The organism is Nitrospira sp., from assembly GCA_016788885.1.
Taxonomy (GTDB): domain Bacteria; phylum Nitrospirota; class Nitrospiria; order Nitrospirales; family Nitrospiraceae; genus Nitrospira_A.
On record JAEURX010000055.1, the window covers coordinates 44615 to 61371 of the forward strand.

The following is a 16757-nucleotide window of genomic DNA, read 5'->3' on the forward strand; positions in this document are numbered from 1 at the left end:
GCGATCGTAACACGTCGACAGACTCATGGCCCTACGCAAGCCGATGAAGTTCCCCGCTCGGTGGCGAACCACGCGTATATCCTGTCAGGAATCACACGAACCGGAAGGCCGGGCGGCCACAGGGCCGCCCGGAGTCGAAACGATTACTTGGCAGGAGCCACCAACGGCATGAGCGGCAACTGCCTCGCATCCTTGTCCACCTTCAACAGTGCAATGGCACCACGGAGAGCGTCGGTCAAGGAGTGGGTGACGATCGGATACACCCCGTCGTTGTTATCCAACACCATATCGAGAATGGCAGCTCCCGCCGGCGGAATCAGTTGCGTCTGCACGCCACGCGTGTGATTGGCCGGATTTCCGCTTTCCCACACATCATCCCAAATTTCGGCAATCGGATGGACCGCCGACACGTTGTTCGGTCCGGCGTTCACGAAATAAAACCGGACCCGTTCACCCGGTTTGGCATCCAGAAAATCGCCTCCTGCCTTGCTGTGCACGGGGTCATACCGGAAGACGGCTCCGTTGAAGACGACGTGCTGATATTTCCGGTCGAACATCCCGTCGACATCGTCGGGCTCTTTGAACAGTTCGCTCTGCACGAGTACATATTCGCGATCCGCCTTGGGCATGGCCTTGGGATCTTTCGGATCAACGATGATCGCCCCCATCATGCCACGCGCGATGTGCTGGATCATCGGAGACGCGCCGCAGTGATACGCAAATACGCCGGGCCACTTGGCCTTGAAACGATACTGCAGCGACTCGCCCGGCCGCACTTCTTTGTAGTGTTCCAAGAAATTGGTTTCCGCGGCGTGAAAATCCATCGAGTGGGGCCGACCGTTGGTTTCGGGATTCGTGAGCGAAAACACGACTTCATCGCCTTCCTGCACACGAATCACCGGACCGGGAAATTGCCCGTTGAAGGTCCAGGCATCGTATGTATGTCCTTCGCCGTCGATGACGAGCTTCGTTTCCACGGCGGTCATGGAGACTTCGACGACTTTCGCGAACGCGGATTCGACCGGTTGCATGGCGAGGCCCGATAGCGCGGCCAGGCCCAGAACCGTGCGGATCACCGATTGACGAAAGCGGGTAGTGCGTACTGTCATAATGCTGCGGCTCCTCCTGTAAAAGTTATTGATATTGGTTCATACAGAACCGGGTGGAGGATACCGCACCTACCCACACATCCAGTATGACGTTTATCATGTTTTCAACACGTCATCCGAACATGCGGTTGCTTCGCCATCAATACCTTGCGCCGGGCACTACCGATTCTCGGCCAGCTCCGAAAAATAGTGGGCGAAGGCCTTCATGCCGCCGGAGGCCTGGCCCCAATCGAAATATTCGTTCGGCGCGTGATAGCCGTGTTCCGGCAGGCTCAGGCCCATGAAGAGGATCGGAACCTTCCAGGCCTTTTGCATCGTGACCACCGCGCCGATCGAGCCGCCTTCGCGGATAAACGCCGGCTCCTTGCCGAACCCTGCCTGGACTGCACGCTTCACGGCCTCGACATACGGTCCGTCGAAGACCCCGCGAAACGGATGTAACATGCCTTCCCGTTCCACTTTCACGGCGGGATTCAACTTGGCCACGTATTTCTTCAACAACGTGAAGACCTTCTCAGGGGTTTGACTGGGGACCAGCCGCATGCTGATCTTGAGTTCTCCATGGCCGGGCACAACGGTCTTGACGCCAGGGCCATGATAGCCCCCGGTCAGCCCATGCACTTCGAACGTCGGCGCGGCCCAAATCCGCCGCATGACCTCGGCGGGATTCTCCGTCCGCAACGTCTTGAACCCATAGGCCTGCTTGAATGTGCGCACTTGAAAGCCCGACTTGAGGAAACTCGCGATTTCCGCTTTCGTCGGCGGGATGACCTCATCGTAGAAGCCGGGAATCTTCACCTTGCCGGTTTTGGCATCGACGCAGGCATGGGCAATGTCCATCAGCTCGACGAGTGGATTGCGAGCCGCCCCTCCGGTCACACCGGAATGGGCGTCCTTGGTTCCGGTTCGAAGGACGAGCCGCGCGCCGAGCAATCCCCGCAACCCGTATGGCATGGCCGGCTGATTCTTTGAGAGCCAGATCGTATCCGAAATAACCACGGAGTCCGGGCGAGGGATCACGGTCTTGTTCTTGATGGCTGCCGCAAAATTGGGGCTTCCGTTTTCTTCTTCCAGTTCCCAGAGAAAGCGCACATTGATCGGCACGCCCTGCTCGATCGCATATCGCGCGCCGAACAAGGCCGCCAGGGCCGGCCCCTTATCGTCTGTCGCTCCTCGACCCCGGTAGATGCCGTTGTCATTCTGAAAGGCAAATGGAGCCTGCTTCCATTCAGGCTCCTGGGCCGGCTGGACATCCATGTGATTGTAGACCGTGACGGTGGGATATGCGGGGTCGATCGTCCATCCGCCCGACACGACCGGATACCCCGGGGTCTCGACGATGTGCGCCTCTGCGCCCGCATCCCGAAGATATTGTGCAGCGAGCTCGGCCATGCGGTGCACATCCGGCGCATGCCGGGGGTCCATGCTGATGGAGGGAATTTCCACCGCCTGCCCAAGCATTTCTTCATAGCGCGGACGCATGTCGTTGATGTAGGTCTCCAGCTGCCGTTGCCCATCGCTCATCGGTTCACCTCCCTTATGGTCGAGGCGATTATATCGACTCACAAAACGAAAGCCTATGAGGGGCGATCATCAACGCAAACAATGGTAGAATGCCCGTCATGCACGACCTCCTTCCCTACAGCGCGCGACACCTCAGGGCTACGCTGTTCGCTTGGAGCACCCTCTTCACCCTGGTGTCTCTCAGTCCGGGCCTGGCGCAAGAGGACCTCACCGTGCAGGAAGTGCTGGCTGATCCCGCACTGTTCCATTTACGGCAGGTCACGCTCAAGGGAACCGTGCGCCAGGTCCAACCGCTCGATCCTTACGAAATTCCGGCCGGATCGACCTGTTACGGGGGCTACCTGTTCAACCTGGAGGATGACACCGCCACGCTGTCCGTCGCCGTCCCAGGGCTGTGCGGAGTACCGATGGTGAAAGATCCGGATGTGGAGGATGGCGCGCGCGTGGTTGTCGAGGCCACAATCCAAGCCCCTAGCCACGGAGGCTACGCGCTCAGCTTCAAAGGATCAAAGATCGCCATGGATCAAGAGGGAGTCGTGCAGGCGATCGCGAACCGGATCACCCCCCTGGTGGAATAGACCATGTCCTCTCCTCCCCACGTACAGCCTCTCCGCCTGACGACTCCGTCCGCCACCCGCATCGGGTGGATCGGCACCGGCGTCATGGGCTGGCCCATGTGCCAACACCTGCTACAGGCCGGTTATCGCGTAACGCTGTTCACGCGCACTCGCACCAAAGCCGTGCCGATCCTGACCAAGGGCGCCACCTGGGCCGACTCCCCTCACGCCGTGGCCCAGCGGACGGATGTGCTCTTCACGATGGTCGGCTTCCCCCAAGATGTGCGGGAAGTCTATTTCGGAAACGATGGCGTGCTGGCGGGATTGCGACCCGGCATGATCGTGATCGATATGACCACGACGGAACCGTCCCTCGCCTGCGACATCGCGGAAGCGGCGCAAGCCCGTGAGGCCGACGCCCTCGATGCGCCGGTCTCCGGCGGGGACGTCGGCGCGCGCAACGCCACCCTCTCCATCATGATCGGGGGAGCGGCCCACGCCGTGCAGGCTGTCATGCCGCTGTTCGAGCGTCTGGGAAAAAAGATCGTCCACCAAGGCGGCCCCGGCGCAGGCCAACATACCAAGCTGTGCAACCAGATCGTCATCGCCGGCACCATGGTCGGAGTGTGTGAAAGCCTGCTCTACGGATATCGAGCCGAGCTCGATGTACCACGCATGTTGGAGTCGATTCGTGGCGGCGCCGCGGCATGCTGGACGCTGGACAATCTCGCCCCTCGAATAGTAGACAGGAATTTCGATCCCGGGTTTTTCGTGGACCACTTCGTGAAAGACATGGGGATCGCGCTGGAGGAGGCCCGGCGCCGACAGCTCACCCTGCCCGGCCTCTCCCTCGCGCATCAGCTCTATCAGCGAGTGCAGGCACTCGGCCATGGCCGCTCCGGCACCCACGCACTCATGCTGGCCTTGGAAGATCTGTCACGCAACACTATGTCCGCACCTTCTACCTCACGCTAACCGCAGGAGAGACATGAACGCAGTCGCATGGCCCCTCATTCTGACGCTCATCGGAGTGATGAGTCTTTCCGCCTGCAGCAGGCCCCGTGGCCTCAACCGCCAGATTCTGCAGGAATCCTTCCACGACCATCCGGATGTCGTGACCGACCGTGACATCGCCGCCACGATGGCAATCCAGGCCAGCCTGCCGTCACCGTATCGCCTGGCCGTGTACTTCAAGCAGGAGGATTTCCCCAGCCGTCCCGCACTCCAGCGCGTGGACTGGACCAGCGCCGACGCTGAGCGTGTACGGCAGGCTTTCGCGTCGGTGTCGGAAGAAGGCCTGCTTCAGCGGAACTTCCTACTCGCCAACTCCACCGTGCAGGGTAACACCTTGCGGGACGTACGCATGGCCGCTGCGCGCTACAATGCCGATGCGATACTGGTGATCAATGGAGCTTCCGCGGTCGAACGATATAACAACGGTCACGCCGTCTGGTACGCGACCGGAATCGGCGCATACTTTGCGTACGGCACGGAAAGCCATGCGTTGTTCATGGTGGAAGGGACCCTGTGGGATGTTCGGACCGGGGCCCTCTACGGCACACAAACCGCCGAGGGGGAAACGACGCTTATCGGACCAGCCCCCTCGATCGACGACAAAACGGCCGTAGCCGAAGCCAAAGACGTGGCACTCGAACGGTTCGGCAAGGAACTCGCCGATATGTTGCGGGAACTGAAGGAGAAGCAGAAGGCGATGCCGTGAACGCCCTCCTCAGATTCTCCATCCAATTGTGACCGAGATGCTGCCCGCGCATCGTCGCGAAGCAGTTGAGTCCGAAGCCTGCCGCGGAACCTTGGCCTCTAGTGCACTCGCCATGGCTGTCGGACGAGGCCGCAGTGAGCGAGAGGCTGAGACATACTCCCGGCAGGACGTCGAAGGTGTGAGCGAAGCGAGAACGAAGCCCGAAGCCATGTTCAGTGCCCGGTTACAGACTATCGAATGTCCACAGAATGCCCAGTAACACCAGGTGCTGATTGGGCGTCAAGCTAAGCACGCCGGGTTGCACCTCGCCGCGACGAAAAAATCCCCCGCCCGCTCCAGTCGATTCGTCCCATCGATGTTCGAGCCGCAGTGTGGTGTTGGTCCACTTATAGGGAATCCGATATTCAACCGTGGAGGTCACCGCCTTCACGAACTGTTCGGATCCGGTCCAGCGGCCATTCCGATCCCAGTAAAATTCAGGACGCACCGCCAGAGCCCACGGTCCGGTCACATGCCAGCGTGCCACCACATTGCCACCCATGACAAACGCCCTCGGGTGTCCTGGCCGGTCGGCAACGGCCTCGGTGCCGATGTCATACGAAGCCGCCAACGTCAGGTCCTCGCCCTTCCATTCGACGATATGGTTCGCGTAGAAGCGCCAGAATTCCAGCGCCGTGTTGGTCTGATCCGGCCCGCCATACACCGTCTGCGTCAAGGTGAGGTGCGGAGTCGCCTTGTAGGCCCACTGACCGCCATAACTCGGTTGGTCGTTTGGATGTGACAGGTGATAATAGCCGTTGACGATGAACCCCGTGAGCGTCAGCGTGTCGGTGACCGGATATTTCGCATTGATGCCGAACATCATGTAGGGCGTGTTGTCGGCAATCCAGGACCGCGTGTAATTGACGTTGTCCTTGGCATAGAGCGACTCATACCCGATCAGGCTGTTGAAGAGGCCGGCCGTAATCGTAAGGCCCTTCCCGATCGGAGCGAGATACGACACATTCGCGCGATGGATATGCCGGAGCGTATCGGCCCCGCCGACCTCCCGTTCCCCCTGCAAAAATGCAAAGCGCTCAGAGTCGTAGCCTCCTTGGACGCCGAGTTCCATGCCCCAACGCGAAGACTCCTCCACATCCTTCCTGACATACGCCAGGGCCATATTCGGCGCGAATTCATTGTGCCGACTGGCCGTCGCACGATTTCTCCACAGATGGTTCTCCGGAAAATTGAAGTTCACCACGTATCCGACATCGAGATAGGCGCCGTAGTGCCACAGCGAGGGGGCTTCACCGATAGCAGCCGCTGTATCCGTCGCCAAACCACTATCGGCAAACGCTGCTGGCGCAAAGGAGATTGACAAGAAGGCCGCCCACCCCAACCACATCATGCTTCGGCGTGGAACATTCCGGGGAGTCGAATCGGCAGAGGCGTTCAAACAATGACGTGGCATCATCTCACGTTCACAGACAGGCACCCCTCACACATTGGAAGTGTGCGCGATCACATCATCGAGAACCAGGAGGAGATGTACACCGAATCGCGGAGAGAAGGGAATCGAAAAAGCACCCGGGCAGCGCCTCCGGCGATTACGTGTCCGAATCGGCAGACGGCTGCCGGAGCTGTTTCAACACGGCCAAAATCTCCGCCGGACGTGGAGGACAGCCTGAAATACGCACATCAACGGGAATATGGCGGTCGACCGGCCCCGTCACCGCATAACTGCCTTTGAACTTCCCGCAATTGACGGCACAGTCTCCCAATGCAATGACGATCTTGGGATCCGCCGTGGCCTTGTACACGTCTTTCAAGGCTCGCTCCATGTTCACAGTCACGGGACCGGTTACGACCAGCGCATCGGCATGACGAGGAGATGCGACAATATGCACCCCGAACCGCTCCACGTCGTAAACCGGATTGGCCAGAGCATTCATTTCCATCTCACAGGCATTGCACGAGCCCGTATCGACCTCACGGATCGTCAGGGAGCGACGGAATGGTGCGGCCTTCTCAATGGCTTCGGGACTGACCGGCTCAGGCGGCCCCGCCGCGGCAGGGTGATCGCCCGTGACCACGCCGGTCTTCAGGCTTTTCTTGATGATCCGAAACATGTGGCCTCCTTAGCCGTCAGCAATCAGTTTTCAGCTCACACCCGACTGCTGAAGGCTGATTCCTGAAGGTTGTTTCTCACAGATCATTTCCTGCATAGGACAAATTAAAACTTTTATTGATCAACGGAAAATCCGGCACGATATTGCCAAGCGCGGCCCACTGGATCGCCGGCCAATGCACGAAGGACGGATCTCGCACTTTACACCGGTGAATCCGCCCTGCCTCGCCGGCCATGACGACATACAGGATTTCGCCTCGCCACCCCTCGACCGCTGACAGCGCCCACTCACCCGCCTGTGGTGAGCGCGTCGCTTCCGCAATCAACGTGCCGGACGGAATGCACCGGCGAACCTCACGGATCAAACGGACGGATTCATGGATCTCATCCATACGCACCCGCATCCTGGCGCGCACATCTCCGTAGCGGTAGAGCGCCACCTTCGGCTGGAGGACATCGTAAGCGGCAAACGGCCGGTCGCGACGAAGATCCCGATCGATACCGGACGCTCGGCCGACCACGCCCATCACCGCGTGGTCCCAAGCGATGCCTTCGGTGAGGATGCCCGTATTCTCCAGCCGTTCCGTCAGGGAGGCATTGGCGAACAGGATCTTTTCGAGACTCGAAAACTCCTGTTCAAGGGCGTTCAGTTCCACTTCCACCTGCGCAAGGTGCAGACCGCCGAGATCCACCGTGATGCCGCCGACGCAGATGACGCCACGCAGAAACCGCGACCCGGTCAGGCGATCGTTGAGCTGCATGAGGTGCTCTTTCATCCGCCCACAGTGCGCATGGGCCAACGCATAGGCCGTGTCGTTACAAATGGCGCCGACATCCCCGATGTGGTTGTGCAGGCGCTCCAGTTCCAGAAACAGCGTGCGCAGATATCGGGCGCGCGGCGGCGGTTCGATGCCCAGCAAGGTCTCCACAGCCTGGCAATAGGCCAGACTATGACCGACGCTCGTGTCACCGGAGACCCGTTCAGACAACGGGACCGCTTCGGTCAACGGCTGCTGCTCGAACAACTTCTCCAGGCCGCGATGTTTCCAGAAATGGCGCACTTCGAGTTGCATGATCGGTTCGCCGGCTACGGAAAATCGGAAATGACCCGGCTCGATGATGCCCGCATGGATCGGCCCCACAGGAACCTCGAAGACGCCTTCGCCATGGATTGTCCGAAAGGCATATTCCCCCTGCACACGCCCAAGCACGCGGTCCCACGGAAAGTCTTTGGTGAGCGGATGCGCGCCCTTTGGCCAATGTTCATGGCGAACGAGCCGCCGCAGATCCGGATGCCCGACCGGGATCAACCCAAACAGATCACGGATCTCCCGTTCGTACCATTTGGCCGCATGCAGGTGAGGCGTGATCGACGGGAACTCCCGCTCCTCGCCCTGCAGATCCACGGCAAGCAACAGCCAGTCCTTGTGCTCAGCCAACGTGAAGAGATAGCAGAGTTCGAACCGCGTCTCGCGCGGGCGATGGTCGACCGCCCAGAGCAACGACAACGATGCTCGCAGACTCGGACTTGTGTGCAGAAAATGTGCGACCGTCGGCAACGCCTGCTTCCTCAGTCTGAGCATCGGGACGCCATGAATGGCCGTGACCTCGATGACCGCCCCTGCGAATGCCGCCTGTATCTGCTCGACCGCCGAACGTGCGTCGATCATCCGATTACCTCACCACAATCACGTTGACCGCCCTGGTCAGCAATGTGTGAATCGGCTCTGGAAGGACGAACCCGAACCCCAGCAAAGCCACGATCATAATCATGAGGGGCACGTGGCCGACCGTCCAGACCTCTCCCCTCGCGATCCCGTCAGGCGCGGCACCCCAGACCATGGTCCCGATACGAAACATAAACCCACCGAACAACACGACGGCAAAGAACAACAGCAAGGCCACGATGCCGAGGCTTCGCATCTCGTCGGAGATCGTCATGGTCACAAACCGCCCCACCTCCATCGTATCCGACGCAAAATCCTGCGCCGCCACGGCCGACACGACGAGTAACTCGCTGACAAAGGGGGAAAAGGGGGGTAAGCCGACCAGGGCACAGCCGGCCACGAGCATCGCCACGGCGGTAATCGGCTGCACCTGCGCGACCCCACGCACCTCATTGATCTCCAGCGTCTCGAACCGGCGATGGACATTGCCCGCGACAAAAAACGCCAGCGCCTTGGCCACCGCATGATTGAGCAGGTGAAAGAGACCGGCGAACGTCCCCAACGGCCCGCCGACCCCGAAGCCGATCATGGCCAATCCCATGTGCTCGATACTCGAATAAGCGAAGAGTCGCTTGTAATTATGTTGGATGAGAATAAACAGCGAGGCCACGACGAACGACAGCAACCCGAAGGTGAGGAGCAGGTTCCCGGTGTATGTCGGGGGTAGCGCCTGGTCGACCAACGCCTTGCTACGCAACACCGTATACACGGCCACCGTTTCCAACACTCCGGCCAACATCGCCGCGATCGGTGCCGGCGCTTCGCTATACGCATCAGGCAACCAGGTATGCATGGGAACCAGGCCCACTTTCGTGCCATAACCGACGAGAATGAAAATAAACGCCAGCTTGAGCACATGGGGATCCAATTGGTTGGCCACGCCGATCAGCGCAGTCATATTGAGCGCCGAGCTCGCATCGCCAAGAACCCGCACAGAGGAGTAGTAGGTGAGCACCACGCCGAAGAGCGCGAGGGCGATGCCCACCGAACAGAGAATCAGATATTTCCAACCGGCTTCGAGGGATTCCCGCCTGCGGAAAAAGGCGATCAAGAAGGTCGTCGCCAACGTGGTCCCCTCCAGCGCAACCCACTGCACGCCCAGGCTGTTCGCCATCGTGACCGCCACCATCGCGAATAGGAACATGTGAAAGAGGAAAAAGAAGAGGCCGAGCCGTTTCGGCGCGATGACGCCCCGGGCAACCTGGTCATCCATGTACGACCACATGTAGAGCGAGCAGGACAGGCCGACGGCGGTAATGATGACCAGAATAAAATCCGAGAGCGCATCCACGTAGACGACGGCGCCCAAGGTCGTGACCGACCCTTCCGCCAGCACCTGCCGCGTCAACACCGTCTCGGCGACGGCCAACGCCAGCATGGTGAACAAATTCACCAGGTGCAGAATCCGGGCACGCTGGACCACCAGACTGAACAGGCCGGCCACCACCGGCCCGGCCAGCAACACGATTACCGGCCACATGCGTCACCCACTCGCAGTTCGCACGTCATGGTCTCGATCATTCCTTCAGCACCGTAAGCGTGCTCGTGTCGACGCTATCAAACGTGTCCTGCAACCGGTGGGTGTAAATCCCGACGATCAGGCCGGCCACCAACACGTCAAAAAAGATCCCCAATTCCACGATCAACGGCATGCCGTAGGCGGCCGCGGTCGCCCCCAAAAACACCCCGTTCTCCATGACCAAGAAGCCGACCATCTGCGTAATCGCCTTCTGGCGGGCAATCATGGTGAAGAACCCGATCAGAATGATCGCCAGGGCAATGGCCAGCGAATCGCGCGTCAGCAGATACCCGAGCGGAATGATCGGTTGAGTGATAAAGAAAGCGAGGATCACCAATGCCCCGCAGAGCAGCAGGCCCGCGGGAATGTTGATGTGCATCCCCAACTCGCGAGAAACATTGAGCCGCTCGATGACCTTCCGGAGAATACGTGGCAACACGATCACTTTGATGACGATGGTCAGGGCCGCGGCGACATAAATGTGCGTGTGCCCGGTGAGGAACGCCACGAGCGCCGCAGTCGCCGCCAGGAAGGCGGATTGCAACGCAAAGAGATCCACACAAGCGGACAGTCGACGCTGCGCGACGATGGCAAAACAGCAGAGCAGCAGCAGGACGGAGCAGAGATCGACGAGTTGCGAGCCGACATGAGTCGAAGCCGACACGGCTTATCCTTTCAACGTGTAAAAGAACACCAGTGCCAGCAGCGCCAGAATGAACGCCGCTCCCAACATTTCCGGCACACGAAACAGCCGAAGCTTCGCAAACATCGATTCGATGACCCCGATTACCACGGCCAGCGCGGAGACCTTCACCAGATACACCAGGAGGCCGACCGTGATGGCCGCTGGCGACAGACTCGTCGCAATCCCCCACGGCGCAAACACATTTACGATCAGCGTCAGAAAGACCACCAGCTTGATACCCGCTGCCCACTCCATCAAGGCCAGGTAGCGGCCGGAATATTCGAGCAGCATGGCCTCATGGATCATCGTGAGCTCTAGGTGCGTCGCGGGATTATCCACGGGAACGCGACCGGTCTCCGCCAGTGTCACGATGAACAAGGCGGCCAGCGCCATCAAATGCGCGGGCGGAGCGAGTGCGCCTTCCATCAATGCGGACTGATGAACAATCGTGCTCAAATTCGTCGAGCCGGCGGTCAACGCAATAGCGAGAATAGACAACATCATGGCCGGCTCAGCCAGCGTGGCGACAATCGCTTCACGACTGCTGCCCATGCCACCGAACGCCGATCCGGCATCGAGCCCGGCCAAAATCAGAAAGAAGGTGCCCAGCGCCAACATATACACGAGCGCGATGATGTTGCCGGCAAAGTTCAAGGGGGTGTGTGAGACAAAGACCGGGACCAACAGCCCTGCCGCCACCGTCGAGGCAAACACGATGTACGGCGCCGCGGTAAAAATCCAGGAGGTCGCCGAAGAGATCACCGGCTGCTTTTGAAACAATTTGGCCAGGTCGGCATAGGGCTGGAAGAGACTCGCGCCGCGGCGACATTGGAGACGCGCCTTCACCTTTCGGATCAGGCCGACGACGAACGGGGACAACGCCAGCAACAAGGCAAGTTGCATGAGCACCACAGCGATGTGAAGAAGTGCCTGCATGTCTCTTGTCACTCAATGTTCAACGATCGAACGGGTCGGCACGACGCCCCTCTCCATTCCGCGACGGTTCTCTATCCGGCCCACAACAGCAACAGGACCAGGGTCAGGAAAATATAGCTGAGATAGACATGAAGGCTGCCGGCTTGAATCACACGGAGACGGTCGGCCAACGCGAGCAGCCGTCGGACGACCGGCTCATAGAGATAGGTTTCAAACATTGGGTGAATATGCGACTCGAACCGCTGGTGCTTGATGAAGTACTTCGACTGTTCCAGAAACTCTCGTTCGAGCTTCACCGCCGGCTGATAGATGGTTTCGAACACCTGCTTGATGGGTTGCGCGAATCCCATCGCGCTATATTCCATGCGCGGCGTCAGGTTCAGCCCGCAGCCCCAGGTCTTGTAGTACCGTGCACGCAGGCCCTTTCCGCATAGACGGGCAATCAGCACCCCCAACCCGCCGGCCCCCACCAGCAGCACGGCGAGCACCGGCGTTGAGATGCTGGAAAATTCCACCGTCACGGGTGCCACGACCCAACCGTCCAGTGCCAGCACCTGCACGCTGATGGACACCCCCGTCAGCAGCGCGGTCACGCGATCCAACAGGGGGATGACCAGCATGGGCGCCAATCCCAGCACGACGCAGGCCCCCGCCAGAAAACCCATGCCCGCTCGCATCGACCAGGGGACCTCCTTCGCTCGTCGGGCCTGGGGACTTCGTGGCTGCGCCAGGAATGACAATCCGAAGGCTTTCGCAAAACACGCCAGCGCCAGCGCGCCGGTCAGGGCCAGCATTGCGGCGGCAATCGGCAACATGAGTTTCAGGAGCAGGGGCGGCAGTTGAACGCTGAGGAAGAGGCTCTGAAACACCAGCCATTCACTGACGAATCCGTTCGTGGGCGGCAGCGCAGCAATGGACACAGCCCCGATCAGGAAACAAGCACCCGTCCAGGGCATGCGTCGAAGCAAGCCTCCGTACTCCTCGATGTTTCTGGTGTGCGTGGAGAACTGCAGCGCTCCGGCGCCGAAGAACAGCAATGCTTTGAACGTCGCGTGATTGATCGTGTGGTACAGACCGGCCAGCAACCCGAGCGCCGCCAGTTCCTGCAATCCATAGGTGTGGAAGATCATGCCGGCACCGATCCCCAACAGAATGATGCCGATGTTTTCCACGCTGTGAAACGCCAGCAAGCCCTTCAGGTCATGCTCCATCAACGCATACATGACGCCCAACAGCGCCGACACCGTGCCGGCGATCAGAATCGTCACGCCCCACCACCAGGGGAATTCTCCTCCCATGAAATCGAAGTAGACCCGGATCAACCCATAGATGGCAGTTTTGATCATGACGCCGGACATCACCCCCGAGATGTGAGAGGGTGCAGCGGGATGCGCGTAGGGCAGCCAGACATGCAGCGGCACAATACCGGCCTTCGCGCCGAATCCGATCAAGGCTGCGAAGAAGGCCATCGATCGTACTCCGTCCGGAATCGCCCGGGCCGGGTGGCGAAACGCCTCGAACGAGAAGGACGCAGCTTCTCGCGCAAAGATTAAAAAGGTCAGCATGATGAAGGCGGTGCCGACGTGCGTCATGATCAAATAGAACAGCCCGGCCTCGCGGACGCCAGGCTTCTCATGCTCGGTGACCACCAAGAGGTAGGACAACAGGGACATGATTTCCCAGAGAATCAGGAAGAAGAACCCGTTGTCGGCCAGGACCACCAACGTCATGGACAGCAAGAAGCCGTTGAGGAGGGAGCCCAACACTCCCACCGAGATCCGGCCGGAGAACTCTTCCATGTAGCCGAAGGCATAGATCGACGCGGGAAGTGCCACCAGTGAAATCGTGAGGACGAAGAAGGCCGCGAGCGGATCGAGACGCAACGCACAGGTCAGATGTGGAATGTTGGAGGAGAGCGACAAGGACAGAGGGGCCGTGGCCAAGAGTCCGGCCAGGCCCAGAGCAATGCCCATCACGCTCGCAGCGGCCGCGAAGCCATGAGCGAGAAGATTCTGACGATGCGGAACGGTGGTGCAGAGGGGCAGCAGCCCCCCCAGGAGGTAACAGGCGAGAAGAACGGTCAAGAGGGCGGTCATCACGACACTACCCTCTCCTCACGCGCAGCATCGCGATGCTCACCACTCACTCAAGAGACAACTCTTGCGTTTGTCAAAGTACGAGAGAAATCCGGCGTCTTATTTATTCATCTACCACCTTCCGTCGTTCGACGCAACTCGCGGCCAACAGCAGGGTCCGCGCGATCATTCGCACGCATCACGCGTTGTAGGAGAATGAGCAGAGGCAGGAGCACGGAATGAAACGGGACAGGATCGAGACAGCAGCCTCGCTATTGCGGCGCCTCGCCCAGCACGCACCACAAGCGCCTGGTGCCGGACTTCTGGTCAGTGACGGCCTGGCCGGAAAAGAAACTCTGTTGCCAGGCGACGATGTCGTCTTTGGGATGGGCTGTGGCGGTCCAGTAGATACCGGAGCGGATATTCCGAAACGGATGCCCCGGGGGAAGGGAAGGATCCTGCTGATCAGGATCGACCAGCGTCTGGATTTCCTCGATGCTCGGCGCTCGCCAGCCTTTGCGCCCGCCAACGGTTTTCGTTGCGCATCGTGCGACGGAGCGATCCCAGACATCGAAGACGTAATCCGGTTCACGCTCCCAGACCAAACCGGTCTTCTGGTCTTTCACCACGTCGCCCTCGAACTGCAAGACGAACCGTGACGCCCCCTCTTCCGCCAGCACGGCACCGGACGAAGAGCCGACCAGCAGCAGGATCGACACCATCATGGGATAGCGACAGACACGCATCAGGGCGCCAGTGTGCCTCATGTGCCAAACCTTTGCAACGGGTTCGGAGCCAATGATCGCCTGAGGAGGGATACACCTACCAATCAAGCCGCCGATACTGCCGGTGCAAGAGCCAGCCTCCCCACAGCAACGAGGCCAGCATCAACAGCGTCCCGATGCCATAGGAGAGATGCGCCAGGCGATGGTCGTAGTCGAGCCATCCCAACATGGTCAGCAAATTGTTCCAATCATGCGCGTCGACTTCCTTGCCGGTAAACCCGCCCAGCAGGATGAGATCCATCGCCCGGGCATCGTTGATATACGGCGCCACGTCCATGAAGTTTTCCGCCGTCCACCAGAGCGCCACCGAACCACCGAACGGATCACGCGTCTTGATGAGGAATGTGCCTAGACAGATCACCGGCATGAGAATCTGGCCAAGACTGCCGCCAAGGATGGTCATGAATCGTCCGAAGGGCATGAAGATCAGGTGCCCGGCCTCATGAAACGGCAGGTTGATCAGGTGGAGGAAGGATTCGCCGGTGTAATTGGTGTCGAGCGGCGTGGTGATCAACCGCCAGCCCCACCAGGCCAGTAACAGGAATACCAGCGCCCGGCCTGCGAAGTGGAAGGGATTCACCGACTCTTCGGTGACGAGCAGCCATTCCTCAAGCAGCCGTGCCCCGACCGATTCTCGAACCTGCGGACGCGGCACCGCAACCGGACGTGGGGAGCGGTGCATTTTGGCGAAAATGATGCCGCAGCGGGCGCAGTCCACCCGCTCCTCGTCCTGTTCCCATCCGCATTTCACGCAATGCATGGGTCAGCGCAGAATAAACGGCTCCCAGGTGAACGTCAGCACAAAGATGAGCACGGCAATCCATCCAATGAACAGGCGCAGGCCGCCCAGCTCACGACCTGGATTCCGCACGGGTGGATGCGCCAGACCCATCAGGCCGGCAAGCCCCACCCACAAGAACCATCCCTTCCACCCCAGCCAGCCGAACAGCATCAGGATCGGTACGAGGGCGACGGCCACGCTACGTTGTCGCTCACCCAGAAGAGCATAGGCGACATGTCCGCCGTCTAGTTGCCCGATCGGCAAGAGATTGAGCGACGTAATGAAGAGCCCGAACCAGGCAGCAAACCCGATGGGATGGAGGATCACATCTGCGTTCGGCGACAACGGTCCGATGACGATCCAGGAAGCAAACTGCAGCAACAATGGCTCCCCGAGGTGCATGCCGTAGCTGCCTTGGATCGGCACCACGGTTGAAAGCCGAAGCCCGATCACCAAAGCAACCACCGCCACGACAAACCCAGCGATCGGACCGGCCACTCCGATATCAAACAGCGCCCGCCGATCGGTCAACGGCGCGCGCATGCGGATAATCGCCCCGAAGGTCCCCACAAAATGCGGCAGCCCCGGCACGAACAGGGGCAACGAGGTCGCCACCCCATGCAGACGCGACAGGACATAGTGACCCAATTCATGCGTGACGAGAATGCCCAGCAATGTCGCGGCAAAGGGAATGCCCTTCCATAACGAACCGGGGTCGTCGACAAGAAAATTCCACGGCCCCACCAGAGGATTGGTGTTCGTTTGGTAGGCGCCGGCCCAGAGAACGGTAAACACGGTCAGCGTGAACAGAATCGCCGGAAGCACGAAGGCGGAAAAGGGCGGGCGCTCATCCTCCTCCCACTCCTCATCCTCCTCCTGATCACGCTCGACAGGAATCAGATCATCCTGTACAGGCGGCCGCCCCGCGTCATCACGATCCATGTGCACGCTCCGGCCTCACAAGACACACCCAACGGTTCGTTCGAAAGCGAGAACATATTCGCCGGAGGTTCCGGCTTCTGCGCACAAGACCGGCGGCATGATTCGGCATCCGTCTGCCAGGTTGCGGGAAAACTCACGTCTTGCATCATAACGCGCGCTGGGCTCCACGTGCCGTCCCGCGTCTACACACACTGCCGGATGCGCAAAAAGGCCGGCCAGCCAGACGGTAGCGAGATCCGCCACGCGAAGAAGAATGCACGTCACGTCTGCGGACGCCACCGACGGAC

General features: G+C 60.0%; 14 protein-coding genes and 1 pseudogene. 3 read left to right on the forward strand and 12 right to left on the reverse strand.

Annotation, left to right across the window (positions count from 1 at the left end):
• Window positions 1–143: 143 nt before the first annotated feature.
• Both JNL86_15610 and JNL86_15615 read right to left on the reverse strand, forming a co-directional pair.
• On the reverse strand, window positions 144–1109 hold the full coding sequence (locus JNL86_15610) for a multicopper oxidase domain-containing protein (protein ID MBL8044336.1): 966 nt from the start codon (window positions 1107–1109) through the stop codon (window positions 144–146).
• A gap of 159 nt (window positions 1110–1268) precedes the next feature.
• Window positions 1269–2633, reverse strand: a complete 1365-nt coding sequence (locus JNL86_15615) for a M20/M25/M40 family metallo-hydrolase (GenBank protein MBL8044337.1) — start codon at window positions 2631–2633, stop codon at window positions 1269–1271.
• A 98-nt stretch (window positions 2634–2731) separates the two neighbouring features.
• Here JNL86_15615 and JNL86_15620 point away from each other — a divergent pair, with 98 nt between their 5' ends.
• The 3 genes from JNL86_15620 to JNL86_15630 are packed head-to-tail and all read left to right on the forward strand — an operon-like array spanning window position 2732 to window position 4910.
• The gene (locus JNL86_15620) at window positions 2732–3211 is read left to right on the forward strand and encodes a hypothetical protein (GenBank protein ID MBL8044338.1); all 480 of its coding nucleotides are present in this window, start codon (window positions 2732–2734) and stop codon (window positions 3209–3211) included.
• 3 nt (window positions 3212–3214) lie between these two features.
• Window positions 3215–4165: an NAD(P)-dependent oxidoreductase gene (locus tag JNL86_15625; GenBank protein ID MBL8044339.1), complete on the forward strand. Its 951-nt coding sequence runs from the start codon at window positions 3215–3217 to the stop codon at window positions 4163–4165.
• A 13-nt stretch (window positions 4166–4178) separates the two neighbouring features.
• Entirely contained in the window at window positions 4179–4910 is a 732-nt protein-coding gene (locus tag JNL86_15630) for a hypothetical protein (GenBank protein MBL8044340.1), read from the forward strand.
• A 223-nt stretch (window positions 4911–5133) separates the two neighbouring features.
• On the opposite strand, the pseudogene JNL86_15635 reads toward JNL86_15630, so the two are convergent.
• The 10 genes and pseudogenes from JNL86_15635 to JNL86_15680 all read right to left on the reverse strand — a co-directional run bounded on the left by JNL86_15635 (window position 5134) and on the right by JNL86_15680 (window position 16470).
• Window positions 5134–6192, reverse strand: a pseudogene (locus JNL86_15635) (porin).
• A gap of 307 nt (window positions 6193–6499) precedes the next feature.
• Window positions 6500–7021 (reverse strand): NADH-quinone oxidoreductase subunit NuoB, encoded by a 522-nt coding sequence (gene nuoB / locus JNL86_15640; protein MBL8044341.1) that lies wholly within the window; start codon window positions 7019–7021, stop codon window positions 6500–6502.
• Window positions 7022–7097: 76 nt separating this feature from the next.
• Complete coding sequence (locus JNL86_15645; protein MBL8044342.1) at window positions 7098–8690, reverse strand: NADH-quinone oxidoreductase subunit C; 1593 nt, start codon at window positions 8688–8690, stop codon at window positions 7098–7100.
• Window positions 8691–8694: 4 nt separating this feature from the next.
• A complete protein-coding gene (locus JNL86_15650) occupies window positions 8695–10227 on the reverse strand; it encodes a hydrogenase 4 subunit F (GenBank protein ID MBL8044343.1) in 1533 nt (510 codons plus the stop codon).
• Between the two features lie 37 nt (window positions 10228–10264).
• Complete coding sequence (locus JNL86_15655) at window positions 10265–10930, reverse strand: hydrogenase (GenBank protein ID MBL8044344.1); 666 nt, start codon at window positions 10928–10930, stop codon at window positions 10265–10267.
• Between the two features lie 3 nt (window positions 10931–10933).
• On the reverse strand, window positions 10934–11887 hold the full coding sequence (locus JNL86_15660; GenBank protein MBL8044345.1) for an NADH-quinone oxidoreductase subunit H: 954 nt from the start codon (window positions 11885–11887) through the stop codon (window positions 10934–10936).
• Window positions 11888–11958: 71 nt separating this feature from the next.
• Window positions 11959–13986: a hydrogenase 4 subunit B gene (gene hyfB, locus JNL86_15665; GenBank protein MBL8044346.1), complete on the reverse strand. Its 2028-nt coding sequence runs from the start codon at window positions 13984–13986 to the stop codon at window positions 11959–11961.
• Window positions 13987–14234: 248 nt separating this feature from the next.
• Window positions 14235–14729: a DUF1566 domain-containing protein gene (locus tag JNL86_15670; GenBank protein ID MBL8044347.1), complete on the reverse strand. Its 495-nt coding sequence runs from the start codon at window positions 14727–14729 to the stop codon at window positions 14235–14237.
• A 55-nt stretch (window positions 14730–14784) separates the two neighbouring features.
• Complete coding sequence (locus JNL86_15675; protein ID MBL8044348.1) at window positions 14785–15507, reverse strand: hypothetical protein; 723 nt, start codon at window positions 15505–15507, stop codon at window positions 14785–14787.
• Window positions 15508–15510: 3 nt separating this feature from the next.
• Complete coding sequence (locus JNL86_15680; protein ID MBL8044349.1) at window positions 15511–16470, reverse strand: site-2 protease family protein; 960 nt, start codon at window positions 16468–16470, stop codon at window positions 15511–15513.
• Between the last annotated feature and the right edge of the window lie 287 nt (window positions 16471–16757).

Coding starts and splice junctions, on each gene's coding strand:
- JNL86_15610 (MBL8044336.1), bottom strand. CDS start 1,109: ATGACAGTACGCACTACCCGCTTTCGTCAATCGGTGATCCGCACGGTT.
- JNL86_15615 (MBL8044337.1), bottom strand. CDS start 2,633: ATGAGCGATGGGCAACGGCAGCTGGAGACCTACATCAACGACATGCGT.
- JNL86_15620 (MBL8044338.1), top strand. CDS start 2,732: ATGCACGACCTCCTTCCCTACAGCGCGCGACACCTCAGGGCTACGCTG.
- JNL86_15625 (MBL8044339.1), top strand. CDS start 3,215: ATGTCCTCTCCTCCCCACGTACAGCCTCTCCGCCTGACGACTCCGTCC.
- JNL86_15630 (MBL8044340.1), top strand. CDS start 4,179: ATGAACGCAGTCGCATGGCCCCTCATTCTGACGCTCATCGGAGTGATG.
- nuoB (MBL8044341.1), bottom strand. CDS start 7,021: ATGTTTCGGATCATCAAGAAAAGCCTGAAGACCGGCGTGGTCACGGGC.
- JNL86_15645 (MBL8044342.1), bottom strand. CDS start 8,690: ATGATCGACGCACGTTCGGCGGTCGAGCAGATACAGGCGGCATTCGCA.
- JNL86_15650 (MBL8044343.1), bottom strand. CDS start 10,227: ATGTGGCCGGTAATCGTGTTGCTGGCCGGGCCGGTGGTGGCCGGCCTG.
- JNL86_15660 (MBL8044345.1), bottom strand. CDS start 11,887: ATGCAGGCACTTCTTCACATCGCTGTGGTGCTCATGCAACTTGCCTTG.
- JNL86_15670 (MBL8044347.1), bottom strand. CDS start 14,729: ATGAGGCACACTGGCGCCCTGATGCGTGTCTGTCGCTATCCCATGATG.
- JNL86_15675 (MBL8044348.1), bottom strand. CDS start 15,507: ATGCATTGCGTGAAATGCGGATGGGAACAGGACGAGGAGCGGGTGGAC.
- JNL86_15680 (MBL8044349.1), bottom strand. CDS start 16,470: ATGGATCGTGATGACGCGGGGCGGCCGCCTGTACAGGATGATCTGATT.